The sequence below is a fragment of the uncultured Psychroserpens sp. genome (assembly GCF_947503375.1).
GTDB lineage: Bacteria > Bacteroidota > Bacteroidia > Flavobacteriales > Flavobacteriaceae > Psychroserpens.
Genome location: NZ_CANNDQ010000002.1, coordinates 127394 through 154376, shown reverse-complemented (window position 1 = coordinate 154376; position 26983 = coordinate 127394). Strand labels below are relative to the sequence as shown.

At 32.3% G+C, this 26983-nt stretch carries 27 protein-coding genes; 13 read left to right on the top strand and 14 right to left on the bottom strand.

Going from position 1 to position 26983, the window contains the following annotated elements:
* Nucleotides 1-28: 28 nt before the first annotated feature.
* The 6 genes from Q0876_RS03930 to dnaA all read right to left on the bottom strand — a co-directional run bounded on the left by Q0876_RS03930 (nt 29) and on the right by dnaA (nt 8627).
* Entirely contained in the window at nt 29-1825 is a 1797-nt protein-coding gene (locus Q0876_RS03930; protein WP_299224356.1) for a sodium:solute symporter, read from the bottom strand.
* Between the two features lie 120 nt (nt 1826-1945).
* Nucleotides 1946-4468 carry a PIG-L family deacetylase gene (locus Q0876_RS03925; protein WP_299224354.1) on the bottom strand — a complete coding sequence of 841 codons (2523 nt, stop codon included), beginning with the start codon at nt 4466-4468 and terminating at the stop codon, nt 1946-1948.
* A gap of 92 nt (nt 4469-4560) precedes the next feature.
* Complete coding sequence (locus Q0876_RS03920) at nt 4561-5277, bottom strand: SAM-dependent methyltransferase (protein ID WP_299224352.1); 717 nt, start codon at nt 5275-5277, stop codon at nt 4561-4563.
* 5 nt (nt 5278-5282) lie between these two features.
* Entirely contained in the window at nt 5283-6653 is a 1371-nt protein-coding gene (locus Q0876_RS03915) for a PQQ-dependent sugar dehydrogenase (protein ID WP_299224350.1), read from the bottom strand.
* 74 nt (nt 6654-6727) lie between these two features.
* Nucleotides 6728-7186, bottom strand: coding sequence for a low molecular weight protein-tyrosine-phosphatase (locus Q0876_RS03910; RefSeq protein WP_299224348.1), 459 nt, complete (start codon nt 7184-7186; stop codon nt 6728-6730).
* Nucleotides 7187-7199: 13 nt separating this feature from the next.
* Nucleotides 7200-8627, bottom strand: a complete 1428-nt coding sequence (gene dnaA, locus Q0876_RS03905; RefSeq protein ID WP_299224347.1) for a chromosomal replication initiator protein DnaA — start codon at nt 8625-8627, stop codon at nt 7200-7202.
* A gap of 191 nt (nt 8628-8818) precedes the next feature.
* Between dnaA and Q0876_RS03900 the strand changes: the two genes are divergently transcribed.
* Nucleotides 8819-9229, top strand: a complete 411-nt coding sequence (locus Q0876_RS03900; protein ID WP_299224345.1) for a thioesterase family protein — start codon at nt 8819-8821, stop codon at nt 9227-9229.
* Here the strand turns inward: Q0876_RS03900 and Q0876_RS03895 are convergent.
* From Q0876_RS03895 to Q0876_RS03875, 5 genes are all read right to left on the bottom strand, one after another.
* Nucleotides 9226-9846 (bottom strand): YigZ family protein, encoded by a 621-nt coding sequence (locus Q0876_RS03895; RefSeq protein ID WP_299224343.1) that lies wholly within the window; start codon nt 9844-9846, stop codon nt 9226-9228. The genes Q0876_RS03900 and Q0876_RS03895 overlap by 4 nt on opposite strands.
* Nucleotides 9846-10709, bottom strand: a complete 864-nt coding sequence (locus Q0876_RS03890) for a DMT family transporter (RefSeq protein ID WP_299224341.1) — start codon at nt 10707-10709, stop codon at nt 9846-9848. Before Q0876_RS03890 ends, Q0876_RS03895 begins: the two co-directional genes overlap by 1 nt.
* Complete coding sequence (locus tag Q0876_RS03885) at nt 10706-11317, bottom strand: HAD family phosphatase (protein ID WP_299224338.1); 612 nt, start codon at nt 11315-11317, stop codon at nt 10706-10708. Before Q0876_RS03885 ends, Q0876_RS03890 begins: the two co-directional genes overlap by 4 nt.
* A complete protein-coding gene (ribD, locus tag Q0876_RS03880) occupies nt 11310-12314 on the bottom strand; it encodes a bifunctional diaminohydroxyphosphoribosylaminopyrimidine deaminase/5-amino-6-(5-phosphoribosylamino)uracil reductase RibD (RefSeq protein ID WP_299224336.1) in 1005 nt (334 codons plus the stop codon). The genes Q0876_RS03885 and ribD overlap by 8 nt, the downstream gene beginning before the upstream one ends.
* Before the next feature lie 247 nt (nt 12315-12561).
* The gene (locus tag Q0876_RS03875; RefSeq protein WP_299224334.1) at nt 12562-13017 is read right to left on the bottom strand and encodes an LEA type 2 family protein; all 456 of its coding nucleotides are present in this window, start codon (nt 13015-13017) and stop codon (nt 12562-12564) included.
* A 53-nt stretch (nt 13018-13070) separates the two neighbouring features.
* On the opposite strand from Q0876_RS03875, the gene Q0876_RS03870 reads away from it, so the two are divergent.
* From Q0876_RS03870 to Q0876_RS03855, 4 genes are all read left to right on the top strand, one after another.
* The gene (locus Q0876_RS03870) at nt 13071-13562 is read left to right on the top strand and encodes a GNAT family N-acetyltransferase (RefSeq protein WP_299224332.1); all 492 of its coding nucleotides are present in this window, start codon (nt 13071-13073) and stop codon (nt 13560-13562) included.
* Nucleotides 13559-14425, top strand: a complete 867-nt coding sequence (prmC, locus tag Q0876_RS03865) for a peptide chain release factor N(5)-glutamine methyltransferase (protein ID WP_299224330.1) — start codon at nt 13559-13561, stop codon at nt 14423-14425. The genes Q0876_RS03870 and prmC overlap by 4 nt, the downstream gene beginning before the upstream one ends.
* A gap of 143 nt (nt 14426-14568) precedes the next feature.
* Nucleotides 14569-16563, top strand: coding sequence for an NAD-dependent DNA ligase LigA (ligA, locus tag Q0876_RS03860; RefSeq protein WP_299224328.1), 1995 nt, complete (start codon nt 14569-14571; stop codon nt 16561-16563).
* Between the two features lie 97 nt (nt 16564-16660).
* Complete coding sequence (locus Q0876_RS03855) at nt 16661-17401, top strand: hypothetical protein (RefSeq protein ID WP_299224326.1); 741 nt, start codon at nt 16661-16663, stop codon at nt 17399-17401.
* Here Q0876_RS03855 and Q0876_RS03850 read toward each other — a convergent pair.
* Nucleotides 17391-17789, bottom strand: coding sequence for a DoxX family protein (locus Q0876_RS03850; RefSeq protein WP_299224324.1), 399 nt, complete (start codon nt 17787-17789; stop codon nt 17391-17393). The genes Q0876_RS03855 and Q0876_RS03850 overlap by 11 nt on opposite strands.
* Before the next feature lie 148 nt (nt 17790-17937).
* Here Q0876_RS03850 and Q0876_RS03845 point away from each other — a divergent pair, with 148 nt between their 5' ends.
* Nucleotides 17938-18723, top strand: coding sequence for a hypothetical protein (locus Q0876_RS03845; RefSeq protein WP_299224322.1), 786 nt, complete (start codon nt 17938-17940; stop codon nt 18721-18723).
* A gap of 2 nt (nt 18724-18725) precedes the next feature.
* On the opposite strand, the gene Q0876_RS03840 is transcribed toward Q0876_RS03845, so the two are convergent.
* Entirely contained in the window at nt 18726-19637 is a 912-nt protein-coding gene (locus Q0876_RS03840) for a bifunctional UDP-sugar hydrolase/5'-nucleotidase (protein WP_299224320.1), read from the bottom strand.
* Between the two features lie 5 nt (nt 19638-19642).
* Entirely contained in the window at nt 19643-20398 is a 756-nt protein-coding gene (locus tag Q0876_RS03835) for a 5'-nucleotidase C-terminal domain-containing protein (protein WP_299224318.1), read from the bottom strand.
* Nucleotides 20399-20469: 71 nt separating this feature from the next.
* On the opposite strand from Q0876_RS03835, the gene Q0876_RS03830 reads away from it, so the two are divergent.
* The 7 genes from Q0876_RS03830 to recN all read left to right on the top strand — a co-directional run bounded on the left by Q0876_RS03830 (nt 20470) and on the right by recN (nt 26968).
* The gene (locus Q0876_RS03830; RefSeq protein WP_299224317.1) at nt 20470-20988 is read left to right on the top strand and encodes a hypothetical protein; all 519 of its coding nucleotides are present in this window, start codon (nt 20470-20472) and stop codon (nt 20986-20988) included.
* On the top strand, nt 20989-21867 hold the full coding sequence (gene dapA / locus Q0876_RS03825) for a 4-hydroxy-tetrahydrodipicolinate synthase (protein ID WP_299224315.1): 879 nt from the start codon (nt 20989-20991) through the stop codon (nt 21865-21867).
* 122 nt (nt 21868-21989) lie between these two features.
* Nucleotides 21990-22805 carry an outer membrane protein assembly factor BamD gene (locus tag Q0876_RS03820; protein ID WP_299224313.1) on the top strand — a complete coding sequence of 272 codons (816 nt, stop codon included), beginning with the start codon at nt 21990-21992 and terminating at the stop codon, nt 22803-22805.
* Between the two features lie 12 nt (nt 22806-22817).
* Complete coding sequence (locus Q0876_RS03815; protein ID WP_299224311.1) at nt 22818-23150, top strand: DNA-directed RNA polymerase subunit omega; 333 nt, start codon at nt 22818-22820, stop codon at nt 23148-23150.
* Nucleotides 23151-23155: 5 nt separating this feature from the next.
* Entirely contained in the window at nt 23156-24367 is a 1212-nt protein-coding gene (gene coaBC / locus Q0876_RS03810) for a bifunctional phosphopantothenoylcysteine decarboxylase/phosphopantothenate--cysteine ligase CoaBC (RefSeq protein ID WP_299224310.1), read from the top strand.
* Nucleotides 24360-25247, top strand: coding sequence for a DUF4835 family protein (locus Q0876_RS03805; RefSeq protein WP_299224308.1), 888 nt, complete (start codon nt 24360-24362; stop codon nt 25245-25247). Before coaBC ends, Q0876_RS03805 begins: the two co-directional genes overlap by 8 nt.
* A 68-nt stretch (nt 25248-25315) precedes the next feature.
* The gene (recN, locus tag Q0876_RS03800) at nt 25316-26968 is read left to right on the top strand and encodes a DNA repair protein RecN (RefSeq protein WP_299224306.1); all 1653 of its coding nucleotides are present in this window, start codon (nt 25316-25318) and stop codon (nt 26966-26968) included.
* Nucleotides 26969-26983: the final 15 nt, after the last annotated feature.

The following is a 26983-nucleotide window of genomic DNA, read 5'->3' as shown; positions in this document are numbered from 1 at the left end:
AAGCACAGTTTAACTAACTGTGCTTTTTTTATTTGTTATAAGTAATTTTTTGAATGATAAAAGCCATTAGTATAACTAATATGCATCCAAATAAATTTAGCCATAAATAAGGCATCCAATCAAACCACCATCCAGCAATAACGATAACTTGTGTGATAATGGCAGCAGAAAAAACAGCATTTGCTTTAACAAATTTGAAGAAAAAAGCTAAAAGGAAAATACCGAGAACGTTTCCGTAGAAAATAGATCCAATAATATTTACTAGTTGGATTAAATTTTCAGCAAGATTAGCAAAACAAGCGATTACAATTGCAACTAATCCCCAAACCAAAGTAAAGAATTTTGTTGCCTTTACCATATGGGCTTCACCTTTGTTTTCTTTGAGATTTCTGCCATAAAGATCAATAGAAGTTATAGTTGCTAATGCATTAACTTCAGAGGCTGTTGATGACATGGCAGCAGATAAAATCACAGCAAGTAGTAAACCAATAAGTCCTTTAGGTAGATACTTTAAGATAAATGTAATGAACATATAATCTCTGTCGTTGGTTCTTGTGTCTTTAGCTGAAGCCTTATAAAGCGCTTCTAATTCGGTTTCTTTTTCAGAAAATGCTATATCATTTGGGTTTAACTCACTTAGTTCTTTACTAAGCTTATCATAGCTATTGGCATATGATGTGTCGATAGCTTTTTTTATAAGATATTTAGATTCTAAGCGATTACTTCTTTCGATACTGTCTAAATAAAATAAATCTTTTCTAAGCTCAGCATTGTCACTATCTTTAGACAATGCTATACTTAATTCTTTTTTCTTATTAAAAAGCGCATCTTGTTTGGATTGAAGATCACGATAGTCTTCAGAATATTTTGATTCAAGAACGGTTTCTGTTGATGCATCAATGAAATTTAGAGGTGCTTGGTTAAATTGATAAAAAACAAATACCATCACACCTACTAGTAAAATAAAAAATTGCATTGGGACTTTTAGAAGTCCGTTAAATATCAATCCCATTTGCATTTCTTTCATTGACTTACCAGAAAGGTATCGTTGCACCTGACTTTGATCGGTACCAAAATAGGATAGCATTAAAAATGTACCTCCAATTAAACCTGACCAAACGGTGTACCTATTTTCTAAATCAAATGAAAAATCCAGTACTTCCATACGACCGCTAGCGCCAGCAATATCTAATGCGTTAGTGAATGAAACTTCATTAGGAATTAAACTCAAAATAATAAAGAGAGCAGCAAGCATTCCTGCAAAAATGACAAACATTTGCTGCTTCTGAGTCACCGTTACTGCTTTTGTACCTCCAGAAACAGTATAAATGATTACTAATACACCTATTATGATGTTTAGGGTAATAATGTTCCAGTCTAAAACTACAGATAGAATAATTGCTGGTGCAAAAATGGTAATTCCTGCTGCTAAACCTCTTTGAACTAAAAACAATATAGCTGTAAGACTTCGAGTTTTTAAATCAAATCTATTTTCAAGGAATTCATAAGCAGTATAGACTTTCAGTCGGTGATAAATTGGGATGAATACCAAGCAGATAATAACCATAGCTATTGGTAATCCGAAATAAAATTGCACAAAACCCATTCCATCAGAAAAGGCCTGACCTGTTGTAGATAAAAATGTAATGGCACTAGCTTGAGTTGCCATTACAGATAAACCTATTGTCCACCATTTTGACGTATTGCCACCACGAACATAATCTTGAACATTTTTACTACCTCTGGTTTTCCATGTGCCATAACCAACTATAGATAGTAATGTTATGCCCAAAACTAACCAGTCGACCCAATCTAATGTTTGCATATTCAGAAAGCTTTAGTAATGAAGTAAAATACGATTAGATAGATGAGGTTAGCAATTAATACTAAGGTGTACATCTTGCTCCATTTGTATTTTTCCATTTTTGATTGATGATTTAGTTGATTAGTTTTTTATTTCACTAGTTTGGTTGACATCGTTCTTGCCCAATGACAAAATGTTAGCAAATAGACGATAGGCTCCTGAAACTCCTGCAGGAAATTCTCTAAAAAAGCTAAGTCCAGTATATACGTAATACCCTTTACCATGTTTTGCAACAAGTAGACTTCCAGTTTTTGGAGATTCACCATTATCATTCATCGATAGGATAGGAGTAAATTCATTTGCCCATTTATTTGGAAAGTATAATCCACGTTCTTGAGTCCAACCTTCAAAATCTTTAGATGTTATTTTATTAGGGTAATTCAATACAGGATGCTCAGGTGTTAAAATGTGTACTTTGGCATTTTCGTCGGTTACACGATCTCTTGATATTGTTAAATCATAAGGTGCTAAGCGTTTTGTTTTAAGTCCATAGCTTTTACTGTATTGGGCAATGAGGTTGCCACCTTGAGCAATATAATCGAAAAGTTGCTGCTGTTTAAATTCTAGACCTTCAACGGTATTATAAGCTCTTATCCCAAGAACTATAGCATCAAATTTACTAAGAAGTTCATGGGTTATGTTCTCAGTTTTTATGGTTTCAACATTATAGCCGATTTGTTTTAAACTTTCAGGAATAACATCACCTGCACCTTTAATATAACCAATGTTTTTTCCATGCTTTTGAATATCTAGCCTGACAATTTTGCTTTCACTTGGTAGTAAAACTGTTTGAAACGGAATATGATCGTAATTAATTTCTATAAGTTGACGTGTATAGACTTGTTCTCCAATTTTAATCATAGGCGAAATGAAACCTTCACTTTGGTCTTTTGGAGGTATAATAGTAAATACTGCTTTTTGAATATCACCTTTATTTTTGATAAATACTTTTTGTGTTTTAGGATACACTTTCCAGTTGTCTGGATAGCACATTTCGATGGTTCCTTCGATATTTTTTCTACCTGCTTTAATAGTAACTTCTATTTCTTTTTGTTGGTCGCTATCAAAGATGTAAACTTTGTCAGACAATGAAGCAGTTGCTTCAGGTATGATTTCAAAAGGTTTGTACAATTCACCTTTATCAGGTTCTGAATAGCGATACACTATAGGTTTTGTGAAAGTTATAGGGATTTTATTGATTAAAAGGTTAAAATCCACATTGAATGCTCTTGGTGTTTCAGGATTACCAATAAAATCCTTGTCAGCTTTATACATTCCTAATGTTCCTTTTTCAGCCAACCAATATGGAGTTGTTGGTTTTTGTTCATTAGGAATGGTGATAGTTTCTTTAAAATTGAATTTTGTGTTCTCATTCAAGCTAACATCTTTTGAAATTTCTAAATCATTTGATGTATTTATGCTTAGTAAAGTTATGTTTTGTTTACTTCTGTTTAAAGCTTCAATATTCAAATTAATCGTTTCGTTTACAGTAGCCCAGTTAGTCTCGGCTGATGCTTCTAAATACATGCCAGCACAAGCCTCGATAATTGATTTTAGTTCTTTAGTTTTAATGGTTTTCCAATGTTTGTTTTCAATAGAAGACAGAAGTTGATATGCTTGTAATAATTGAGGTATATGTGAAGACGGGTTTACAAAGTTAAAGTTGTTTTCAACATTTAGTAAAATCTCTCCAATTTGACTTCCTCCATTAATACGATTCCAAGACGTGTCTATGCCATCAAAAATATCAGAGTCCATGTTAATAGGCTCTCCTTTTAAAAATTCAATATATTCTTGTTCAGTGCCACGGCGAGTTGGTTGTCCAAATCCTTGACATCGATGTTGGCTACTAGCTAGAGATGCCAATTCGTTGTTAGATAGGCCTTTTAAAGGGTAGTAGACACCAATATCGAAAGCAAGCATATTACTTTTATCGATTTTTTCAAAAGCTTCTCTACTTCCATATCTCCACCAAGAGGTATTGTAAAATAGTCGTTTTGGTTGCCATAATTCGGTTTCTGTTAATTGCTCAGGGTAGGATGAAGAATCATTTGCCAAATCAAATGCTTCCATGCTTAATAATGCAGAACTTGTATGGTGGCCATGAGTTTTTCCAGCACGTCGATGATCAAATCTATTTATAATTACGTCTGGTTTAAATTTTCTAATCGCCAATACAACATCGCTTAACACTTCACTTTTATCCCAAATGGCAAGTGTTTCATCAGGATGTTTTGAATATCCAAAATCGTTAGCTCTAGTAAATAATTGTTCGCCGCCATCAACTCGTCGAGCGGCTAATAATTCTTGTGTTCTCAAGACACCTAACAATTCTCTAAGCTCAGGTCCAATGAGATTTTGCCCACCATCACCACGTGTTAATGAAAGATAAGCTGTACGCGCTTTGACATGGTTTGACATATATGATATCAAACGTGTGTTTTCGTCATCTGGATGCGCAGCAACATACAATACTGATCCTAAAACATTAAGTTTTTTTATAGATTCATATATTTCAGATGAAGTTGGTTTTTTAGGCTGTTGTGCTATTGCTAGCGAAGTTGAAAAAACAAATAAAAAGAGTAGACGTAATTTTGTTTGCATGATGGTCTAATTAGCTAAGACTCAAATATAGCAAAGTAATCTAGTGAAGCATTTTTTTTAATGTTTCTTTAACTTAAAATGGGCAGGTGTAGCTAATCTTTATGTATTAAAAATATAGCTGGACGCTTGTGTAAATCTACTTTAACCTTTTGCCATTCATTAACGGTCATGGTCTTAATGAATTCAGATGGCAAGGTGATATCACAAGCGATGCACACACGCGTTTGAGGGTGCAGTGTGCTACAAATTTCATCAATCACTTTATTATTTCTATAAGGGGTTTCTATAAAAAGTTGTGTTTGGTTGAGCTCATAAGACAAGCGCTCCATTCTTTTTAGAGATGCTTTGCGTTCTGTTTTTTCAATAGGAATATAACCGTTAAACGTAAAACTTTGCCCATTCATTCCAGAGCTCATTAAGGCTAAAACTATTGAAGAGGGTCCAACAAGTGGAATGACCTTGATGTTATTTTCATGCGCTAATTTAACAATGTCTGCTCCAGGGTCAGCAATTCCAGGGCAACCTGCATCTGACAGCAATCCCATGGGCTTACCATCTTTACAAATATCAAGAAAATGAGCGATTTCGTGATCTTGTGTATACTTGTTTAAAAGTTGCAAATTTAATGATGCTTGCGATTTTCTTGAATGAATTTTTTTAATAAAGCGTCTTGCAGATTTTTCATTTTCAACAATGTAATCATCAACAAGTTCGATAATTTTTTTTACGGAAATGGGTAAAACTTCCAAAGGTGGATTGTCTCCTAAACGTGTTGGAATAAGATAAAGTTTTCCAAGAGATGCGTTCATAGCTTTTAGTTTACTACTAATTTCTTTACTACTGATGACTTACTGTTGGTTTTAATCTTAACAAAATATACTCCTTTACTTAAAAACGAAATATTAATATTTCTCTCAGAGAGCATTACATTTTTTTCTATGTAAAGAACGCTTCCTTTGATGTCTATTATTGAAATATTTTCAATTGTATTGCCTAAAGTATTGATATTTAAGAACTCTGAAGCAGGATTAGGAGTGATTGATATGTTTTTTTCTTCAAATTCTGGAACTGATAAAATGGTACCTTTAACTCTATGTATACTTCCAGTAATATCTACAATATACATTTCTCTATTAATATCTTCTCCAAAGGATACCCATACGCCATTGTTAAAATTACCTTGATCTACTAAATTATTTGAGGAATCCACAGTGCCTATACGTCCATTTCCTGTTGTTGCATAAATATATACACCTAGTATGTCACTATAAACACTTCCTCTGTAAACTTGCCCGCCTGCTACATTACAAAAGCAAGAAGGGGTAGGGTATTCAGCCACTGGAAACGTTAGCTCTGCAGCTGGAGGACAATCAGTAGTATTAAACGTATTTGAGCCTTCATAACATCTCCAACCAAAATTATAGCCAACAGTATTAATAGCAACTCTATTGATTTCTTCAGTTGTGCTTTGACCAACATCTCCAATCCACATTTCGCTTGTTTCAGGATCAAAAGAAAACCTCCAAGGGTTTCTTAATCCGTAAGCCCAAATTTCATCTAAAGCATTAGGATTTCCAACAAAAGGATTGTCAGATGGTATTGCATAGTTATTTCCATTTTCAGTATTGTCTACATCAATTCTTAACATTTTGCCAAGTAATTCCATTAAGTCTTGAGCTCTATCTCCAGGATCACCACCAGAACCACCATCACCAGTAGAAATATAAAGGTAACCATCATTAGGGCCAAAATGTAAATCACCACCATTATGATTTGAGAATGGTTGGTCAATGGTTAGTAAGATTACTTCTGAGCTAGCATCTGCTTCATCTATTGTATTTCTAGTAAACCTTGAAATGACTGTGTCTCCCGAATTGTTAGTGTAATTGACAAAAAAGAAACCGTTAGCAGCATAATTTGGATGAAATGCTAAAGATAGCAAACCTCGTTCTCCACCACTACTAACTCTAGGGTCAATATCTAAAAATGGAGTAGGATTTGTAGAACCATCAGCATTTAAAATTTTGATCACACCACCTTGTTCTACAACAAACAGTCTATCATCTCCGGCATTTCTTATGCATAATGGACTTGAAAACCCATTAGCAAATAATTCTAATTCAATGTCTTGGGAAAAACCTAATGTACAGAAAATGCACATTAAGCATAAGGTTAAATTTTTCATAGTATTAATTATTTAGGAAGCATTTTTGCTAAAAATACAAAAAAACAGCTAAATCATTAAAGAAAATTCTTATATCAGTTGGTTTGTAGCTGGTTTGCTAATAGTTTGCAAGTAGTGTTGAGTAAATTAAATACGTCGTGAAAATCGGAAATATTTCCATAGTAAGGGTCAGGAACCTTTTTATCTTTTATGGAGTTGTCAATTTCTAAAATGAGTTTAACTTTAGCGATGTCATTCGTGTGCCTTGCAAGTTTAATGACGTTGTCAAAATTAGATTGATCCATTACATAAACATGATCGAAAGCATCAAAATCGGTTACTTTGAATTGCCTTGCTTGTTGTTTCGAAATATCTATCCCATTGGCTTTAGCCACAGCAATAGAGCGATAATCTGGCGCATCACCTACATGATAATTTGCTGTACCAGCAGAGTCAATATAAAATAGATCTTTTGGAAGTTTTGATTCTAAAATACCGTGTGCTAATGGTGAACGGCAAATATTACCTAAGCATACCATTAGAATACTTGTCATAATACCTAATTACTTATAAGGATAACTTCTTTGAAAGGTCTTCAACATATTTTCTAAATTGTTTGTCTGTAGAGGAAAGATTATCTACAGTTTTGCAAGCATGAAGTACAGTAGCATGATCGCGTTTTCCAATTTGTGATCCAATACTAGCTAATGAAGCTTTTGTATATTTCTTGGCAAAGAACATAGCTAGTTGTCTAGCTTGGACAATATGACGTTTTCTTGTTTTAGATTGAAGTGTACTAACATCCATTTGAAAATAATCTGATACTACTTTTTGAATGTAATCAATTGAGACTTCGCGTTTGGTGTTTTTAACGAATTTTTCAACAATTTCTTTAGCAAGGTTTACGGTAATTTCTTTTTTATTGAATGACGATTGAGCAATTAGTGAAATGATAGCGCCTTCTAGTTCACGTACATTAGTTTTGATATGTTTGGCTACATATTCTATGATTTCTTCAGGCATTTCTACACCATCGCGATAAAGTTTGTTTTTCAGAATAGAAATTCGAGTTTCAAAATCAGGACTTTGTAATTCAGCTGAAAGTCCCCATTTAAAACGCGATAATAAGCGTTGCTCAATATCTTGCATATCTACAGGAGCCTTATCACTGGTTAAAATAACCTGTTTCCCGTTTTGGTGTAAGTGGTTAAAAATGTGGAAGAAGACATCTTGTGTTCCAGATTTACCAGATAGGAATTGTACATCGTCAATAATTAAAACATCTATAATTTGATAAAAATGAATAAAATCATTTCTATTGTTTTTCTTAACGGAGTCAATATATTGTTGGGTGAATTTTTCCGCAGAAATATATAAAACGGTTTTTTCTGGATATTTATCTTTGATATCCACACCAATAGCATGTGCTAGATGTGTTTTACCTAAACCAACACCACCAAATATCAATAACGGATTAAAAGATGTACCTCCAGGCTTATTAGCTACCGCTAAACCAGCATTTCTGGCTAACCTGTTTGAGTCTCCTTCTAAAAAGTTTTCGAAACTATAATTAGGGTTAAGCTGTGATTCAATCTTAACGTTTCTAATACCTGGTATCACGAATGGATTCTTGAGTTCAGGGTTTTTGTTATTAAGAGGAACGTCTACGTCTTGAGATTTTAAAGCACCACGATTTGAACTTGGTATTTTTTCTGTGAACGGTTGTTTGTTTCCATAGGTATTTTCCATTTTGATAACATAAACCAATTTAGCAGACTCTCCTAATTGTTTAGTTAACGCAACCTTTAAAATTTTAACGTAATGTTCTTCAAGCCATTCATAAAAGAATTTACTAGGGACTTGAATGCTTAAAGCATTATCTGTAAGTTTAACTGCTACTATTGGTTCAAACCATGTTTTATAGGCTTGTGGTTGTATGTTGTCTTTTATAAATGAGAGACAGTTACTCCATACCGATTGCGCAGTTACATCCATTCTCTAAGTTAATTTTTGTGTTGTTAGTTAGTTAGCAAAAAAAAGAGAAATTCGAGTTTCTCTTGAAATCATTTTTACAGGACAAATATGTGAACAAATTTCTTAATAAAAAAATCAAAATGTGTTGAATTTTTAGAATTTTTTCCTCATGTTTAAATCCTGTCGAAAATACAAAAAAAATATCAAAAGTTATGTTGAATCTTTCTAAATCAAGTGAAATACAATTTAGAGTGCGTTATGGTGAGACAGATCAAATGGGTGTGGTGTATCATGGTAATTATGCGCAATATTTTGAAATGGGAAGAACAGAATGGCTAAGGCAGATGGGTTTTTCTTACAAAAAAATGGAAGATGAAGGTGTTATGCTTCCAGTTATTTCATTGACTATAAATTACAAAAAGTCAGCATCTTATGACGACCTCATTAAAGTAAAGACTAAACTTGTAAAAACACCATCAGTAAAAATTGAGTTTGATTATGAAATTCTAAATGAAAATGATGAAATTTTAACTACAGGAAATTCAGTTTTGGTTTTTATTGATATTAACAAGAATAGACCTACAAGATGTCCTCAGTATATTTTAGACCAACTGCAAATTTAATCGTTCAATGCCTTTATGTCTATCTCATATAGGCTATCGAAAATTTCAAAAATAGAAGATGCGTCTTTTAATCTAACCGAAATTGTAAGCTCACAGCTCAGTTCTAACTTTTGATTGATGATATCTAATTGTTTTTCTTTAATAACTCGCATCACTTTGTTCATATTCTTATAATCAAAAGCGATAAGGTAATCGATATTTATAGTTTTGGTGACTATTTTTGATGATTCTAAGGCTAATTGAGCAGCAGTCTTGTAGGCATTAATGAGCCCGCTAACTCCAAGTTTTACACCTCCAAAATACCTTACCACTACGATCAAAATATTGGTAACATCATATGATTGTATTTGTCCATAAATGGGCATGCCAGCGCTATTATTTGGTTCACCATCATCATTAGCTCTGAAGCTTAGCTCCTTTTTGTGTTTGCCTAATTGAAAGGCATAGCACCAATGTCTAGCTTGATGGTGTTGTTTTTTTAATCTTTCTAAGTGTGATTTTACATCTTCTTCATTCGCTATTGGAAACGCATAACCAAAAAACTTACTATTCTTGTCTTTAAATAAGACTTCGGGAGAATTTTGTGTTATTGTATGATATGTATCTTTTAAACTCATTAGGCTAAAGTTACCAATACAATTGAAATGATAGCTAAGAATATACCTATCCAATTTACTTTTGAAATAGATTCTTTAAATACTACTAGCCCTAATAGTGTAGATGCCATGACAATAGCTACATTATTCACGGTAAACAAAGTTGAACTTTCTAAGTGTTCATGGTTTAGAGCTTTAAGCAAATAATAGATGGAGAAATAATTCACAATTCCTAAAACACTTCCGCCTAAAATGGTTTTGAGAGGAATAGTATACGGCTTTTTAATGGCTTTAGTAATCAAAATCAACGAACCTATAATAAATGCAAAAGCAAAAATAGTTGCTGAAAACAAAGGAATACCATTTTCTGCAACGTAAGTAGTCTCAATGTATTTGATGGAGGTGTCGATAACACCAGAACCAAAAAACAGTAATATAGGTAACCAAAGCCCTTTGGTTAAATTTTTTGAAGATTTTGGTTTTACAGATGTAAGATAAACTGAAACCAGAGCCAAGAGTATACCTATAACTTTTTGAACACCAACACCTTCATGATATACGTAAATACCAAAGATAACTGGGATGATCACACTCATTTTTGATGCTACAGACGCTACAGAAAGTCCGTTACGTTGTGCTGTCATTGCCATAACATTAAAAATAGCTATGAAAAGAAACCCAAGACCGATGGCGCCAAATATCCATTTTGATGTTACAATCTCATTCATTGTTATTGAACGTTCGTAACTCCAAAGTCCAAATAGACATGCAGCTAAATAATTAACTACAATTGCTTGAAGTGTATTGATTTGATATTTATCAAATAATTTAAAAATGATAAATATGAGTGTTGATGCTGTTATACTAAGGAGTAGGTATATCAAAATAAATGGTTATTAATGGTGAATAAATCTAAAATATCTTCTTGAGTTTCATCGATATTCCAAACATGAACCCCTAGTTTGGCGGCAGCTTTTGTATTTTCTTTTGTGTCATCAATAAATAAACATTCCTGAGGATTTAGGTTGTTCTCTTTTAAAACGTATTGATAAATAGTTGTATTTGGTTTTCTTAAATTGATCTCATGCGATAAATAAAATGCATCAAAATAGGATTTAAATTTCTCATAAAAGGGGATACGATCTTTGATCCAGCTTATATGGAGTTCATTTGTATTACTCAATAAAATGAGTTTATACTTATTTTCTTCCGATAGGGTTTTAAGAAACTTTAAACGTTCTACAGGAAAATCTCTCAAAATAAAATTCCAGGCATCTATAATTTCTACTTTGGTAAGATTAGGAAAGTTATCAGTATAGAAACTAAGAAATTCATCTGTACTTATAAGACCTTGTTCATATAAGATGTTTATAGCTACAAGATCTTCGGGTAATTCATTCAATTCAAATAAAGTGAGTGCATTTTTCATAGCACCTTCTTTATCTAGATTGATAAAAACATCACCAAAATCAAATATTAATGTTTTAATCATTAGTATAAATTTTTAAAACATCTGTTTCTATGAGTGTTTTATTGATAGGTGTTCTAGAAAATTGAGGCGATTTAATTCCTGTATTGAATTTAACATTTCCATAAAATACTCGAGCTTCATCCCATAAGTTTTCATCAATAAAGGTTTGTAAAGTTTTTGAACCGCCTTCAACAATTAAAGAATTGATATTTAGAGAGTATATATATGCACAAATTTGTTGCGCTAGTGGTTTGTTGAAATCAGCTACTTTTTCAGAAATAATATGGGTATCAGAATCCTTATTAAATACAGCATGTTCTTTTGATAGTTTACTTGTTCTGTCAATTACTAATCTAATTGGGTGTTTTCCAGTCCAATCTCTAACAGTTAAGCTTGGGTCGTCTTCAAAAACTGTATTGGTGCCTACTAAAATAGCTTGTTCTTCAGCTCTCCATTTGTGAACCAATTGCCTAGATAATTGATTGGTAATCCAAACAGGTTCTTTTTTATTTTTTGTCTTAGGAGCTATAAAACCATCAGTTGTTTCTGCCCATTTTAAGATGATGTATGGTCGTTTTTTATTATGAAAAGTGAAAAAGCGTTTGTGGTGTTGTCTACACTCAGATTCTAAAATACCAACAGTGACTTTGCATCCAGAGGCTCTTAGCTTATCGATTCCTTTTCCTGCAACTAAAACATTATCATCTAAACATCCTATGACTACATTTGGTATTTCGTGTTCAATAATCAAATCACTGCAAGGAGGTGTCTTACCAAAATGTGAGCAAGGCTCAAGTGTTACGTATAATGTTGAATTTTTGAGTAGCGATTTGTTATATGTGTTGTTTATAGCATTAACTTCGGCATGATTACCACCATAACAACTCGTGTATCCTTCGCTAATAATCTTATGATCGTGAACAATAACACAGCCAACCATAGGATTAGGAGCGGTAGTGCCTAGACCATTTTTTGCAATATCGATACAACGTTTTATGTAAATTTCGTGATCTTTCAAAAGCTTAGTTTATGTTCATATATTTGTTTATGGTCAAAAATTTCATAATTAGCCTCATAGCTTATCCTTTTTGAATCTTCATAATCGTAATGGCTTATCAAATGGTTTTTGAGACTCTTAATTATTCAAATCCATAGTACACATCAAAAGCTAAATTTTACAGTGTATTAGGGTTTATCATTCCAAGTATTTATTTAGTTTCTGATATGATATGCCAAATAAAAAAGATACTTTCTTAAAGCAAGGATTAGAATTTGAGCTTTACATCTTCGGTTTTATCAATGACGTAGCTGTGTGAAAAGCCTAATACTTTATATTTAATATCTCCTTTATATTGTACTTTTATTTTTTTACTCAATAAGCTTCCTAATAAACCGCTCAGGTTATTATTACTCAATATGCTATCGGTTGGAATATTTGTTTTTAACGGAATTGAAAATTCCTTCTTAGCAGGAACTTTAAAATTTTCTGTCGCTACTGAAGCGACATGATTACCATTTACTAAGACCTTTATCTCATCTGTTTTTAATTCACCACCAATATCATTTGGGTTCATAAATAAAGCATCAGCGGTTAAGGTGATATATTCACTTGTAGACTCTAAAACCTTAATGTTCTCTACACGTAAAAATTCGGGTTTTTTATTTACAGAACATGATAAAAAAGTGACAAGGACTGTTGATAAGATTATGAGTTTCTTCATGATGTTTTTTTTAGAAATATACTATCTTCACAAAGCAAAAATAGAATAATAAAGTGAGCAAAGATAATATTGTTATTCGAGAAATTCGCCCAGAAGATAATCTGCAAATTGAAGCTATTATTAAAGCGTGTTTCCCGGAGTTTAATATTCCATTGAAAGGGACTGCATATGAAGATCCAGAAACCCGTTTCATGTATGAATCTTATCAAGGAAAAAGAGAAGTTTATTATGTGGTTACTAATGAAAATGAAGTCTTAGGAGGTGCTGGGATAAAACCATTAAAAGAATTTGATGGAAATGTTTGTGAACTTCAAAAAATGTATTTCTCACCAAGAGTTAGAGGTAAAGGTTTTGGAAAGAAAATGTTTACTAAATGCCTTAAAGCTGCAAAACATTTTGGCTATGAAACGTGCTATTTAGAGTCTGCTTCTCAGCTTAAGGCAGCTATTCATATTTATGAAGATTATGGTTTCGTACATAGAACGGAACCTTTAGGTAATACTGGACATTATTCTTGTGGTGTCTGGATGACAAAGGTCTTATGAGATTAAATGAAGTCGTAGCACTATATCATAAAGTGTTAGATGCTGTTTATGGTGAAACAGAAGTCAAATCTTTTGTTAGATTGCTTATCGAGCATTATTTAGACATTAACCATCTACATTTAGTTTTAAACCCAAACTTTGAGGTTAACAAACATCAAAAGCAACAATTTCTAGAAGCTTTAGAATTCTTAAAACAAGAAAAACCAATTCAGTACATTATTGGTGAAACTGAATTTTATGGTTTGACATTTAAAGTAAATGAACATACGCTTATTCCACGACCTGAGACTGAGGAATTAGTAGATTTGATTATAAAAGATACTGAAGCACGATCGCCAAAAATACTTGATATTGGTACAGGATCTGGATGCATTGCAGTAACATTAGCAAAACAGATACCTAATGCCAAATTGCAGGCTATAGATGTTTCGACAGAAGCGCTCGATATGGCTCAAAAAAATGCAATGTTAAATGCCGTAACGGTAGATTTTATTCAGAAGGATATCTTATTAGCAGATCATTCAAAAATTGAGTTTAAGGAGCCATTTGATATTATAGTATCTAATCCACCTTATATTAGAGATCTAGAGAAAAAAGAAATAAGACCTAATGTATTAAACTACGAACCACATCAAGCATTGTTTGTTAACGATAATAACCCCTTACAGTTTTATACTGCCATATGTGAGTTTGCGAGATATAATCTTAAAAATAATGGTAAATTATATTTTGAGATCAATGAGTATTTAGGAAAAGATACCGTTCAGCTTTTGGAAAATTATAACTTCAAAGCTATTGAGTTAAAAAAGGATTTGTTTGGAAGGGACCGAATCATAAGGGCAGTCAAGCAATACGATCAATAAATTTAAAACCTTCGAAAGCTTGGTTTTACTATATAAAAAACGAACAAAAATAAAGAAAAGAAGAATTTTCTTGAAGTACATTTTAGTATATTAGTTGTCTTAAATATTGAGTATAGAATGCAACTTTTTTCATAACTGTTTACATGAATATTGAACAACAAATTACAGCGCTTCGGGACGAATTAAGAACCCATAATTATAATTATTACATCTTAGACAATGCTACTATTAGTGATTATGAGTTTGATATGAAACTCAAAGAACTGCAAGAGTTAGAGCATAAATACCCTGAGTTTTATGACCCTAATTCACCTACATTACGTGTTGGGGGAGAGGTGACTAAAAACTTTAATACCATTGTTCATGAACATCGCATGTATTCTTTAGATAACTCATATTCTAAAGAAGATCTTTTAGATTGGGAAAAACGGATCAAAAAAATAGTAGATGGCCAAATCGAATTTGTTTGCGAACTTAAGTACGACGGTGCATCTATAAGTTTGACCTATGAAAATGGAACTTTGTTAAGAGCAGTTACTAGAGGCGATGGCACACAAGGTGATGAAGTGACTGCAAATATTAAAACGATTAGGTCTGTTCCACTACAACTAAAAGGTGTTTACCCATCAAGATTTGATATACGAGGTGAGATCGTGCTTCCTTTTGACGGTTTTAATAAAATGAATGAAGAGCGTGTTGCTTTGGGAGAAGAACCTTATAGAAACCCAAGAAATACGGCTTCAGGTAGTTTGAAGTTACAAGATAGTGCTGAGGTTGCAAAGCGACCTTTAGAATGTTTGTTATATAGTATTAAAGGTAAAGACTTGGGGTTTTCTAGTCAATTTGAAAGCTTAGACAAAGCAAGAGAGATGGGATTTAAAGTTCCTGAAGCAGCAACATTAGCCAAATCTATTGATGAAGTGCTTGAGTTTGTTGAATACTGGAATATTCATCGTCATGACTTACCTTATGAAACAGATGGTGTAGTCGTTAAAGTAAATAGCCTATTTCAGCAAGAAGAATTAGGGTATACATCAAAAGCACCTCGTTGGGCAATGGCTTATAAATTTAAAGCTGAACAGGTTTCAACACGATTAAATGAAATTACTTATCAAGTAGGTCGAACTGGAGCTATTACGCCAGTCGCTAATTTAGAACCAGTTGAGCTAGCAGGAACAACAGTAAAAAGAGCATCGCTGCATAATGCAGATCAAATAGAAAAATTAGATGTGAGGGTAGGAGATGAGGTATTCGTTGAAAAAGGGGGTGAGATCATTCCGAAGATCATAGCTGTTGATCTGAGCAAAAGAACAACAAACTCACAACCAACTAAATACATCACACATTGTCCAGAATGTGAAACTGAATTAATAAGGCAAGAGGGTGATGCTAAGCATTATTGTCCTAATTATAATGGCTGTAATCCGCAGATCATAGGTAGAATTCAGCATTATATATCTCGTAAGGCCATGGATATTGAGGGGTTGGGAGGAGAAACAGTTGCGCTTTTGGTAAATGAAAAACTGATATCTAATTACTCAGATTTGTATACCTTGACGAAAGAAGACGTACTTCCTTTAGAGCGTATGGCTGAAAAAAGTGCAGAAAATCTAATCAATGGTATTGAAGCCTCAAAACAAATACCTTTCGAACGCCTTTTGTTTGCACTAGGTATTAGATATGTAGGCGAAACTGTAGCCAAAAAGTTAGCAAAACATTATAAAACTATAGATGCTTTATCTAAAGCTTCGTTTGACGACTTGATTTCTGTTGACGAAATAGGTGATCGAATTGCTGAAAGTGTTATTGAATTCTTTACTTCTGAAAAGAATATACAAATTATAGAAAATCTAAAGTTGCAAGGACTTCAATTAGAGTTATCTGCTGAAAAATTAGCTAATCAAACTGATAAACTTAAAGGGTTATCAATTGTGGTTTCTGGAGTGTTTGAATCGGTATCTAGAACTGAGCTGAAAAAATTAATTGAAGATAACGGCGGAAAGGTTTCGTCTTCTATATCTTCTAAAACAAATTATTTAGTGGCAGGAGATAAAATGGGGCCTAGCAAACGAACAAAAGCAGAAGCTTTAGGTGTTTCTATAATTTCAGAGGAGGATTTTTTAATTTTAATAAAGTAAATTCTTACATATTATTACGTTTTATCGATTAAATAAGAATTTAATCGTTTATTTATTGGTAATTTTTATATTTGCTTCAATAAATTAAATGTGTAACATGCAAATTTACAAGTTTTTAGGAGCGTTTATTTTAGCACTCAGCTTATTTTTCCTTGGATTACAATTCAAAGGTTTAGAAATAGAAGCTGCTGGAGTTAGAGCTTTAGCTGTAGTTTTGCTAACTGGTCTTTACTTAATTAAGGTAAAAGAAAAACATTTATTCTTTTTATTATTCTTAGTTACATTTACTATTTCTGAGATTCTTAATTATATGACTTGGATTGTAAATCTAGATTTCAATCCAGAGATTGATTATTTTTATTTCATTGGAAACGGACTTTATATCTTGTCATATATTTTCTTAATTATAAGAATTTTTATGTCAATTGATATGAAGTATGTGCTAGCTAAGTTACCTATACAAATAACATTATTAGTAATACTAGGTTTGTTTTTTGTGTATTATGTATCAGATACTACTAGAGCAGAGCTTAGTTATTATGAGTACTACTTAGAATTATTTTATAACGCTGTGGTGATGCTTTTAATGGGAATAGCACTTATCAACTATATGTATAGAGATGATAAAAAATCTATGAATTTATTAATAGGCACAATTTGTATTATGTTCTCTGAGGTTATCCAATTGGCATACTTCTACATAGCTGATATGAACTTGCTTAATGTGTTGTGTTCTATATTTTTAGTATTTGCCTTCTTGTTTTTCTATTTGCAATCTAAATTATCACATAGAAAACAAGTTAATTTTTTAGCTCAGCAGCAAGATGTTAATGTCTAGTTGAGCTAAGTTTTTTGCCGATAAGAGGCAGATCCCTTCTGTATATATAAAGAATAATACCCGAAAGCACGAAAGTAATTATTGCTGTTGTGAATAATACACCACCATCATTATTTACTTCTATGCCTAATTGTGTGAGATGCATCATAATTGCACCTCCGATAATGCCTAATGTTAAGACAGCGCCTAGCCAAACAGTTCTTGGAATTAGTAGTAAAATTCCAGCTATTAACTCAGCAATCCCAATACCTATTCTACCGTAAGGTTCTAAACCTACTTTTGTAAATATATATACGCTATCAGGATGTGCTGAAAATTTGAACCTTAAGGTTTGAATTAGAATTATTGCTACTGCAATTCTTAAAATTAATGGAATGTATTTTTTCATTATGATGTGGTTTTTGATTTAGACGTAGCCAAATCTAAAACCTATATAAAATAGTATATTTTAACAAAATAATCGATAAAATGTATAAAAACATCGTTTAAAGTTATAATTTTTGTTATATTTGCTTACCTACTTGTATTAAAATATTATGAATAAAAGTCTTCCATTGTCTCCAAATTGGGCTTTAGTTATCGTATTAGTAGTAATTACTACTTGTTCTATCATTGCCACATATTTTGATTCTGTTCTAGTGCCTAGAATAGCAAAGCTAATAGTTGTTACTATATTATTTACATTTTACTATTGCCAGCTTAATAAAATGGCAAATGTATTTCTTTTTACGTTTGTGATTTTTTTCATAGGTGACGCTTTTTCAGTATTTAGTTTTGGAGAAATGGCTTTGAAACTTTCAAAATCAATGTATATAGGTGGTTATTTATTACTTATTTTTATTTTATTGGGAAAGCTAAAGCGTATTAGGTTTGAAGGGTTAGTGTCTTTATATTTAATTCTAGTCTTATTGCTTAATTCATACTTTCTTTATGTATTATATGAAGTGGCTAAAGAGAACTTTGTTGATGAAGTCAATCTGGTACTCTATGTACTTCATGGTATCATACTCATTGCAATGACCTACTTTTCTTTTGCTGTATATTTAAGTAAAGAAACAGGACAGTCTATAACCTTCCTATTAATGGTGTTCTGTTTTGTTTTTTCTGACGTTTTAGATTACATCTGTAACTTATATATCTATTATTGGCTTTTTGAAGCTTTTGAACGCGTTCTACACATTGGAGGTTTATTCTTATTGTATAAGTATGTGTACGATTTTCATACTGAATCAAAAGAGAAAGAGAAGATGGATTTGAGTACATATTTTACATCAAATACAGAACAACTCAAGGATATGATTGTTGATGGAACATCAGATTAGGCCTATACTATTATGGAAGTACCATTGGCAGATTTATTTTTATCTATATCAAAATAAAAATCAATTTTACCGAGATTTATTCCGTAGCAACCCACTTGATTTACTAAAGTATTTTTATTTTCAATATTTTTTACAACAGTTGGTTTCTTTAAAAATGTATGAGTATGACCTCCTATAAATAAATCAATATTCTTTGTTGTTTCGGCTAGCTTTAAATCGCTAATTTTATCAGGTAAATGTTTGTAATTATACCCTAAATGTGATAAGCATATAATAAGGTCACACTGTTCATTTTCTTTTAGTATTCTACTCATGTCTTGAGCAGTTTCTGTTGGATCAAGGTACTTGGTTTCTTTATACAGATTATTGTCTACCAAGCCGTGAAGTTGTATGCCGAGACCAAAAACACCAACTTTTATCCCATCTCTAATAAAGGTTTTATAAGGCTTTACGTGAGTATCTAAAATCGTATTTGAAAAGTCATAATTTGCTGAAACAAAATCAAATTTCGCATGCGGTAATTGCGCATATAATCCATCAATGCCATTATCAAAATCGTGATTTCCAATGGTAGCAAGATCATACTTTAGCATGCTCATGAGTTTGAATTCTAACTCGCCTCCATAATAGTTAAAGTAAGGCGTGCCTTGAAAAATATCGCCTGCATCAAGTAACAAAGTATTCGGGTTTTCTTGTCTGATATTTTTAATAAGACTAGCGCGTCTCGCTACACCACCTTTATTTGGGTTTCTACCATCATCAGGGCCAAACGGATCTATATGACTATGCACATCGTTGGTGTGTAATATTGTAATTTTTTTAGGTTTACTAGTAAACGAAGTTAATCCTAATCCACCTAGACTTACTAATGAAGCTGCAGCTGCAGTCTGTTGTATAAAATCACGTCTTTTCATATCTACTATTTGATCTTAATGAATCGATTGTCTTGTTTTGGAGCAATAGTGTCTGTTTTTGAGAAATAGTCTATAAGAACATTCCTAATCTTATAATCTAGCACATAAAGACTATCGTTGGTCTTAAAGAAGTTCATCCGATCTCCTCCATTATAGAGGTAGTCATTTGTAGCTACATAATAGGTAGAATTGTAATCAATAGGCTTATCATTAATTGTAGCAGAGTACAATTGATCATCTTTATCGATTACCAAATTTAGTTTTGCTATGGGATGCGCACGTTTTTCAGTAACCAAATACGAAATGAGTTCTTTTACTTGTTCGCCTTTTAATTTTGCAACAACTACAGCATTCTCAAAAGGCATCACTTCATATGCTGTTCTAGTAGTAATATTTCCTTCAGAGATGATAGCTCTTATCCCACCATGGTTCAAAAGGACAAAATCTATGTCGCGATTTGTTCTAGATTTAAAAATAGGGTTGCATTGCTCATAAACTGCATCTACCATCAAATTACCAATAGCTGTGTTGTATTCACCATCAGATTTAGAATAGGTCTCTTTAGCGTACGAAATGACGCTGTCTAGGTTTTTATTTATCTGAACTCTATAGGGCTTTATAAAAGACTCTATATCTTCATCGATTTCTAAGCTATCAGTAACATTGATTTGTTTGGCTTCAATTTTATAAAGATGAGCATCTTGCTTGCAAGCAGTTAGAAAACTAAGGCAAATAAGTAAAGTGAACAGTTTATATGTCATGTATATATTGTGAAATGTTTGGCGTAACAACATAGTAGATTTTACTACATTTGTGCAAAGCATAAATATAAATGATTTTAAAGGCATTTAAAGCAAATTCTAATCAAAAATATATCAACAAATTGTTAAACACACGTCAAGTGACTGTAAGTAACAAAAAAATGAAAACAGTTGGTATTATTTTAAATATGGATGAGTTTTCAGATTTTGATGTGTTTAGGTCTTATTTCAAAGCGTTGGGCATTTTACCAGCAAAAGTTAAAATCATTGCTTTTGTTGATGATGTTAAAGATGCTAATCCTCTTTGGGATACTTATTTTAATCCTAAAGATTTCGGATGGAAAGGAAAAATAAATAATACCGACTTACAAATATTTATAGATACTGAATTTGATGTGCTTATCAGTTTTTATACTGAAGAGCGTTTAGAGTTAAATCTTATAACAGCTGCTTCAAAAGCTAATTTTAAAGTAGGTTTAACACAAGATGATAAACGAATGTACGACTTAATGATAGACGTAAATACTAAACAAGTAGACTTGTTTAAAAAAGAATTAACCAAATATTTAACCGTTTTAAATAAACTATAAATGACAAAATTTAGAGGAACTGGCGTAGCAATTATTACACCTTTTAATGATGATTTATCTGTAGACCATAATGCATTGGTCAATCTGGTAGATTACAATATCAAAAACGGTACAGATTACATAGTTATAAGTGGCACCACTGGTGAAAGCGTAACAATTACTAAAGATGAAAAGAAACAAATTATCGATACTGTTATCTCAGCTAACGATGGTCGTGTTCCTTTAGTTCTAGGGGTTGGTGGTAATAACACATCACAAGTTATAGCTGAAATAAACACTACAGATTTAAGTCAAATAGACGCAATTTTGTCTGTTTCTCCATACTACAATAAGCCAACTCAAGAAGGTATTTATCAGCATTTCAAAGCAATATCTGAAGTATCTCCCATTGATATAATTTTATATAACGTGCCTGGAAGAACATCGTCTAATATGTTGCCAGAAACAACGTTTCGTCTAGCTAGAGATTTTCAAAACATCATTGCGGTAAAAGAAGCAGGTAATAATGTTGCGCAATACTTAGCCTTATTAAAAAATAAACCAAATGATTTTCTTGTTATTTCTGGAGACGATGATTTAGCTCTTGGTGTGGTTTTGGCTGGTGGAGCAGGTGTGATTTCGGTTATTGGTCAAGCTTTACCGAAACAATTTTCAAAAATGATACGTTTAGGTTTAGAAGGGAAAGCCAAAGAGGCCTATCAAATTCATTTTAATTTGATGGATATGACATCACTTATTTTTTCTGAAAATAATCCTGCTGGAATTAAAGCAGTTTTAGAATCACTTCACTTAGCTAAATCTAATGTGAGATTACCTTTAGTTTCAGCTACAGACCATTTGAAAGAAAAGATTAAACAAGCATTAGCTAGTATGGATTAACTATGAAAAGTTAAATTATACTTAAACATACTTTAGCTCCATGATCAACGTTTATTTTAGCATCAAATAATAGTTTTTATAATACGTTATAAATACGTACTTTTGCAACCTGTTTTTATTTTATGAAGAATTTTTTTTACATCCTTTTACTAGCTTTAGCTTTTACATCTTGTAGCGAGTACCAAAAAGCTTTAAAATCTGAAGACATAAAAGTTAAGTATGAACTTGGTACACAGTTATATGAAGCTGAGAAATGGGGTAAGGCTTTTCGTTTATTTCATCAAATAGCACCTCAATATGCTGGCAAGCCGCAAGGAGAGAAGCTAAGATATATGCATGCTATGTGTTCTTACAAAATGAAAGACTATCATATAGCAGGATATCATTTTGAGCGTTTTGAGAATACCTATCCTAGAAGTGAGAAAGTTGAAGAAGCTTCATTTTTATCTGCTAAAAGTTATTACGAGTTATCTCCTATGTACTCTAAGGAGCAAAAAGAAACTTATGAAGCACTTGATAAATTACAATTGTTTGTAAATAAATATCCTGATTCAAAGTATTTAGCCGAAGCAAATAAGCTCATCAATGAACTAGATTACAAATTAGAGAAGAAAGCCTTTGAAATAGCAAAGCAATATAATAAAATTGCATACTTTAGGTCGTCAGATTATGAAGCAGCAATTAAGGCATTTGATAATTTCTTAGTTGATCATCCTGGTTCGAGTTTTAGAGAACAAGCTATGTTTTACCGTTTAGACTCTGCTTATAAGTTAGCTGTAAATAGCGTACAAAATAAAAAATTAGAACGTCTTGAAAGAGCATTAAGCTTTTACAGTACGTTTCATAAATATTTTCCTAATTCTGAACTTAATGAAGAAGTAGAAAAGATGAATGAGGAAATACAAACACAGATGCAACAATTTAATACAAAAAGTTAATCATAATATATTATGTCAGATTTAAAAAAGACCAACGCTCCTGTAACAACAGTAACCTATGATAGAAATGTCATAGATACACCTACAGACAATATCTATGAAGCAATTTCTGTAATCTCAAAAAGAGCAGAACAAATCAATACAGATATCAGACGCGAATTAGTTGACAAATTAGAAGAGTTTGCAACTTATAATGATAGCCTTGAAGAAATTTTCGAAAACAAAGAGCAAATAGAAGTTTCTAAATTTTACGAAAAGTTGCCTAAACCACATGCGTTAGCAGTACAAGAGTGGTTAGATGATAAAATCTATTACAGAAATACTGACGACAACGTAGAGGAATAACAAGCATGTCTATATTAAGCGGCAAAAACATACTCTTAGGCATTACTGCTGGTATTGCTGCTTATAAAACTGCCAGTCTTGTTAGATTATTTATTAAAGCAGGCGCTAATGTAAAGGTCGTTATGACGCCTGCTTCAAAAGACTTCATTACACCTTTAACACTTTCAACATTGTCTAAAAATCCGGTGTATTCGTCTTTTACCAATGACGATGATGACAATGCTATGTGGAATAATCATGTAGAATTAGGGTTATGGGCAGATCTATTTGTTATTGCGCCAGCAACAGCAAATACAATGTCAAAAATGGCTAATGGTACTTGCGACAATTTGCTTATGGCGACATACCTCTCGGCTAAATGCCCTGTGTATTTTGCACCAGCGATGGATTTAGATATGTATAAGCACAAATCAACTGTAAATTCGTTTGAAAAATTGACGTCTTATGGGAATATTATGATTCCTGCTACATCTGGAGAGTTGGCAAGTGGGCTTGTAGGAGAAGGTCGCATGGCAGAACCTGAAGCTATTATCGAATTTATAGAAAATGATGTATTGAATAAACTCCCATTAAGAGGTAACACGATTCTTATCACTGCTGGACCAACCTATGAAGCTATTGATCCAGTACGATTTATTGGAAATCACTCTAGCGGAAAAATGGGATTTGAAATAGCCAAAGCAGCCGCAAATCTTGGAGCGAAAGTGATTCTAATATCTGGACCTTCCTATGAAACTATTTCGCATAATTTGATTAATGTTAAACGTGTAGTAAGTGCAAAAGAGATGTATGAGGAAGCACATGCTTACTTTGCTTCTGTAGATATAGCTATTCTTTCAGCTGCTGTAGCAGATTATAGACCGAAAAATATTGCAGATAAAAAAATAAAAAAGGCAGAAGCAACGTTCTCAATAGAGTTAGAAAAGACGGATGATATTTTAAAATCGCTAGGAGTAATCAAAACCAATCAATTTTTAGTAGGCTTTGCTTTAGAAACAAATAACGAATTAAAGAACGCTAAAGGAAAATTGAAATCAAAAAACTTAAATGTAATAGTACTTAATTCATTAAACGATAAAGGCGCAGGTTTTGGTGGTTCAACAAATAAAGTTACTTTTATAACAGATAAGGAAGAAATTATTGAGCATGAGTTAAAGTCTAAAAAAGAAGTCGCTCATGATTTATTACAACTCATTTTAAAACAAAAACATGCGTAATTTTTTATATGTTTTATTACTTGCTTTCACTTTTCAGCTTAATGCTCAAGAGCTTAATTGTGACCTGATTGTCAATGCTCAACTCACAGGAAATGAAAACGTACAGGTATTTAAAACCTTAGAGCGACAATTAAAAGAGTTTGTTAATAATACCACATGGACTAATAAAACCTTTAAGTCTCAAGAGCGAATAAACTGTAGTATGGTTATTAATGTTACAGATTATAACAATGATATTTTTCAAGCTTCAATACAAGTACAAGCGGCTAGACCAGTATTTGGTTCATCATATAGTACACCTGTTTACAATTATAATGACAAAGATTTTAGTTTTCAATACCTCGAGTTTCAAAATATGGTATATAATGAAACTCAATTTGAATCTAATTTAATCTCAGTGATTGCTTTTCATGTGTATATGATTCTAGGTATGGATGCCGACACATTTGCACCTAAAGGAGGTGACGATTATTACAAGCAAGCACAAATTATCTTAAACTATTCTCAACAAGGGAATTTCAAAGGTTGGAAACTTGAAGATGGTCAGCAGTCTAGGTTTATCTTAATTGATAATGTCTTATCAGATACCTATAGAGAGTTCAGAGATGTTCTTTACAACTATCACAGAGAGGGTTTAGATATCATGAGTGCAGATGCTACAGAGGGCAAGCAAAACATATCTAAGTCTTTGATGGGTCTCCAATCAATGAACAATAGAAGACCAAATTCATACCTAATGCGTGTCTTTTTTGATGCTAAAGCTCAAGAGATAGAAGAGATTTTTAATGGAGGTCCAAAGGTCAATGTATCTGAATTGATTTCCACTTTAACAAAGGTTGCACCTATGCATGCTTCTAAATGGCGCAATATTAATTACTAAGGAATTTGGTTTACTTTACTGTTAAATTTGTAGTGTACTAAAATAAATTAACCTTATACTTCATTTGAATGCTTACTAATTTATCTATAAAGAATTACGCGCTAATTGATTACCTGAACGTAGGTTTTAATTCAGGTCTTACAATTATTACTGGTGAAACAGGAGCAGGTAAGTCAATACTTCTTGGAGGATTATCACTTATTTTAGGGAAACGAGCAGATTTAAGTAATGTTAAAGACAATTCTAAAAAATGTGTTATTGAGGCTACATTTGATATTGCTAAATACAATTTGAAACCTATTTTTGATGTTGAAGATCTTGATTACGAACCTCAAACCATAATACGAAGAGAGATCTTACCTTCAGGTAAATCAAGAGCTTTTGTTAATGATACACCAGTTAATTTAGAGCATTTAAAGTTACTATCAGAACGTCTTATAGATATTCATTCTCAGCATCAGACATTGCAGTTAACCGATGACAGTTTTCAATTTCAAGTTATTGATGCTCTAGCAGGTAATGAGAATTTTTTGTCTGATTATCAAATTCTTTTACAACAATTTAAGACCCTAAATAAAGAATTAAATCGACTGCTATCACAAAAAAATAACGCAATAAAAGAATTAGATTATCATACTTTTTTACTCAATGAACTTGAAGAAGCGCAATTGATTTCAGGAGAATTAGAACTTTTAGAAAGCGAGTACGATACTTTAAGCAATATTGAAGATATTAAAGAAGCACTTGCTTTATCTCATAATTTAATGGCTAATGATGACATAGGAATTCTAACCCATTTAACCGAGATCAAAAACCAGCTTTCTAAACTACAGAGCTATGCATTGCCTTACAAACAAGTTTATGAACGTGTTAATAGTACCCTAATCGAATTAGATGATATTTTTTCTGAAATAGAAACACTTCAACTAGACCTAGAAGTAGATCCAAATCGATTAGAGCAAGTGAACTCAAAGCTTTTAGTGCTGAATAATCTTTTGAAAAAACACGCTGTTTCAACTGTAGAAGAACTTATTGTAATTAGAGATGAGTTGGCAGATAAAGTTTTTGAAACAGAAAACTTAGACATCAAGATTACAAAGGCAGAGGCGATGATAGCTTCAACTTCTAATAAACTTAAGCATCTAGCGAATCAAATTCACGAGTCTAGAATAAAAGCAATTCCTGAATTGAATCAGCAACTAGAAACTATTTTAACAGCATTAGGCATGCCTAATGCTAAGTTTAATATTCAAATACAAGAGTCAGAAACATTTTTATCAAATGGTACAGACCACTTACAGTTTTTATTCTCAGCTAATAAAGGAGGGAAATTCAATGAGCTTAAAAAAGCAGCCTCTGGAGGAGAATTGTCGAGAATAATGTTAGCCATAAAATTTATCTTATCAAAATATTTACAGTTACCGACGATAATGTTTGATGAAATTGATACAGGAGTCTCAGGTGAGATTTCAAATAAAATGGCAGCAATTATGCAGCAAATGAGTAAGACGATGCAAGTGTTCACAATTACGCATCTACCTCAAATTGCAGCAAAAGGAGATATTCATTTTAAAGTCTATAAATCAGATATTAATAATAGTACAGAGACACAATTGAAACTATTAAGTGAAGATGAACGTATTGTAGAAATAGCACAAATGTTGGGAGGACTAAACCATTCAAATTCTGCACTAGAGCATGCTAAACAGTTACTGAATTAATGTTATATTTGAATT

Coding starts and splice junctions, on each gene's coding strand:
- Q0876_RS03910 (WP_299224348.1), bottom strand. CDS start 7,186: ATGACAAGTATTCTAATGGTATGCTTAGGTAATATTTGCCGTTCACCA.
- Q0876_RS03840 (WP_299224320.1), bottom strand. CDS start 19,637: ATGAAAAGACGTGATTTTATACAACAGACTGCAGCTGCAGCTTCATTA.
- dnaA (WP_299224347.1), bottom strand. CDS start 8,627: ATGGATGTAACTGCGCAATCGGTATGGAGTAACTGTCTCTCATTTATA.
- coaBC (WP_299224310.1), top strand. CDS start 23,156: ATGTCTATATTAAGCGGCAAAAACATACTCTTAGGCATTACTGCTGGT.
- Q0876_RS03915 (WP_299224350.1), bottom strand. CDS start 6,653: ATGAAAAATTTAACCTTATGCTTAATGTGCATTTTCTGTACATTAGGT.
- Q0876_RS03900 (WP_299224345.1), top strand. CDS start 8,819: ATGTTGAATCTTTCTAAATCAAGTGAAATACAATTTAGAGTGCGTTAT.
- Q0876_RS03895 (WP_299224343.1), bottom strand. CDS start 9,846: ATGAGTTTAAAAGATACATATCATACAATAACACAAAATTCTCCCGAA.
- Q0876_RS03885 (WP_299224338.1), bottom strand. CDS start 11,317: ATGATTAAAACATTAATATTTGATTTTGGTGATGTTTTTATCAATCTA.
- Q0876_RS03850 (WP_299224324.1), bottom strand. CDS start 17,789: ATGAAAAAATACATTCCATTAATTTTAAGAATTGCAGTAGCAATAATT.
- Q0876_RS03845 (WP_299224322.1), top strand. CDS start 17,938: ATGAATAAAAGTCTTCCATTGTCTCCAAATTGGGCTTTAGTTATCGTA.
- recN (WP_299224306.1), top strand. CDS start 25,316: ATGCTTACTAATTTATCTATAAAGAATTACGCGCTAATTGATTACCTG.
- Q0876_RS03930 (WP_299224356.1), bottom strand. CDS start 1,825: ATGCAAACATTAGATTGGGTCGACTGGTTAGTTTTGGGCATAACATTA.
- Q0876_RS03830 (WP_299224317.1), top strand. CDS start 20,470: ATGATTTTAAAGGCATTTAAAGCAAATTCTAATCAAAAATATATCAAC.
- Q0876_RS03875 (WP_299224334.1), bottom strand. CDS start 13,017: ATGAAGAAACTCATAATCTTATCAACAGTCCTTGTCACTTTTTTATCA.
- Q0876_RS03925 (WP_299224354.1), bottom strand. CDS start 4,468: ATGCAAACAAAATTACGTCTACTCTTTTTATTTGTTTTTTCAACTTCG.
- Q0876_RS03805 (WP_299224308.1), top strand. CDS start 24,360: ATGCGTAATTTTTTATATGTTTTATTACTTGCTTTCACTTTTCAGCTT.
- Q0876_RS03855 (WP_299224326.1), top strand. CDS start 16,661: ATGCAAATTTACAAGTTTTTAGGAGCGTTTATTTTAGCACTCAGCTTA.
- Q0876_RS03820 (WP_299224313.1), top strand. CDS start 21,990: ATGAAGAATTTTTTTTACATCCTTTTACTAGCTTTAGCTTTTACATCT.
- ligA (WP_299224328.1), top strand. CDS start 14,569: ATGAATATTGAACAACAAATTACAGCGCTTCGGGACGAATTAAGAACC.
- Q0876_RS03920 (WP_299224352.1), bottom strand. CDS start 5,277: ATGAACGCATCTCTTGGAAAACTTTATCTTATTCCAACACGTTTAGGA.
- dapA (WP_299224315.1), top strand. CDS start 20,989: ATGACAAAATTTAGAGGAACTGGCGTAGCAATTATTACACCTTTTAAT.
- Q0876_RS03815 (WP_299224311.1), top strand. CDS start 22,818: ATGTCAGATTTAAAAAAGACCAACGCTCCTGTAACAACAGTAACCTAT.
- prmC (WP_299224330.1), top strand. CDS start 13,559: ATGAGATTAAATGAAGTCGTAGCACTATATCATAAAGTGTTAGATGCT.
- Q0876_RS03835 (WP_299224318.1), bottom strand. CDS start 20,398: ATGACATATAAACTGTTCACTTTACTTATTTGCCTTAGTTTTCTAACT.